1 protein-coding gene and 3 pseudogenes are annotated in these 1569 nt (G+C 42.4%); 3 read left to right on the top strand and 1 reads right to left on the bottom strand.

Annotated features, from left to right (window positions below; translation table 11 throughout):
• Together BFF42_RS16620 and BFF42_RS27845 are read left to right on the top strand one after the other, a co-directional pair.
• Positions 1 to 106: pseudogene (locus BFF42_RS16620) on the top strand (IS5 family transposase); the annotation flags it as partial.
• Positions 107 to 118: 12 nt separating this feature from the next.
• Positions 119 to 223, top strand: a pseudogene (locus tag BFF42_RS27845) (hypothetical protein); the annotation flags it as partial.
• Positions 224 to 277: 54 nt separating this feature from the next.
• Here BFF42_RS27845 and phoC read toward each other — a convergent pair.
• Positions 278 to 1027: an acid phosphatase PhoC gene (gene phoC, locus BFF42_RS16615; RefSeq protein WP_000828661.1), complete on the bottom strand. Its 750-nt coding sequence runs from the start codon at positions 1025 to 1027 to the stop codon at positions 278 to 280.
• Positions 1028 to 1401: 374 nt separating this feature from the next.
• On the opposite strand from phoC, the pseudogene BFF42_RS16605 reads away from it, so the two are divergent.
• Positions 1402 to 1569: pseudogene (locus BFF42_RS16605) on the top strand (DDE-type integrase/transposase/recombinase); the annotation flags it as partial.

The following is a 1569-nucleotide window of genomic DNA, read 5'->3' as shown; positions in this document are numbered from 1 at the left end:
AGAATATCGCCGCATCGCCACGCGTTACGACAAAACGGCGAGAAATTACCTGGCGATGGTGAAACTGGGCTGCATCCGACTCTTTTATCAACGCTTACGCCATTAAGAGGGACACAGCCTAGTGAAATTACCGACAAGAAGGGAAAGGGCCTTCCCGAGAGTGGTAAAGGAGAGGCCCTGGAAATACCCCACAGCCCTGAAAAAGAGCCAGTCAGTTGCTTAACTGACTGGCATTAGCCCTGAAGGTCGGGGTTATAAGGCGTACTGGCTAAAAGCATTATTTTTTCTGATTGTTAGCGAATTCATCTTTCGCTTTTTGTAATTGTGCCTGGAACACAGGATTTGAGTGCAGTGTTGCTACAATAGCAGAGCCAACAATACGTGCTGCGTCAACATCACTTTGCCAGTGATAACCGCAAATAACCCTGCTGTCCCCCAGTTCATAACCCCGTTTCAGAATGGTATCCTGGCGTGCCGGATTTATTTCGGACAATACAAGTGCTGTTGCCCAACCAATCGATGTATGACCTGATGGATAAGAGCCATTTCTGGATAATGTATCCTGTTCTTTTGTATTACACGTAGAAACACCATAAAAAGCAAAAGGTCGAATACGCATATAATATTCTTTTGCTGAACGCGTTGCCAAGTCTCCGGCATCCTCAATCATATTTGTCAGTAATTTATGCAATTCTGGTGAATCTTTAGCCGTTATCGGAGAACCAAAAGCAGCAGAAAATACATTTGCCACGCCACCACTACTGAGATTGGCATCCTCAGCTGCCAGCTTCCCTCTTTCAGTATTTCGCAATAAACGCCCCTTTTCATACATGGCCTGGTCATTCAGGAAGGCAATACTTCCGATTTGTGGTGGAGGCGGTAATAATGCCAGACTGTCAATAGCATTATCGTTTGTCAGGTAGTAAAGGTCAGGTTTTGTTGTCACATCATTTCCCGGAGGGAATGATGCAAAGGTATTTAAAGAAAATACCCCGACAATACTAAGAGTAAAAAGCTGTCTTTTCATATAACATCTCCTTATAGAGGATAAATATTTATAATTATTTTATTAAGAGTATAAAGTACTGGATAATAAAATTGTGTGCACTATCACATAATTTAAATAAATCAGAAGATGCTAAAACAAAGGTTACCTATTAAATATCCGTTATGAACAAGCATAAAAAGGAGGACGTTTAAAACACCCAGAACAAACAGTTAGAATTAAGTTCTTACCAACAAGGGGAATAAGCAACTTGTATTTTTGAGTTGCTTTTACAGACAATGACTCCAATTAGTAGAACATATGTTTTTCGATAAACGCACCGATAACTTTTTGAGGTAGCCTGAGTTTAACGGACACTCCTTCCTGAAATAGAATGGCATCAGAAGGAGCCAATATTGACGGGTAAAGCCCTGTTTATGGTGCTCAGGAGCCAGCGCCCACCTGCCGGGCTAATCCACCACTCCGATCGAGGTTCACAGTACTGCGCATACGATTACCGGGTCATACAGGAGCAGTCTGGTCTGAAAACATCAATGTCGCGTAAAGGTCACTGTTACGACAAC

Origin of the sequence: Shigella sp. FC1661 (genome assembly GCF_001712525.1) — a bacterium.
In the GTDB taxonomy this organism is placed as follows: domain Bacteria; phylum Pseudomonadota; class Gammaproteobacteria; order Enterobacterales; family Enterobacteriaceae; genus Escherichia; species Escherichia coli.
Note: the sequence above shows the minus strand (reverse complement) of the source record. Positions and strands in the feature narration are given on the sequence as shown.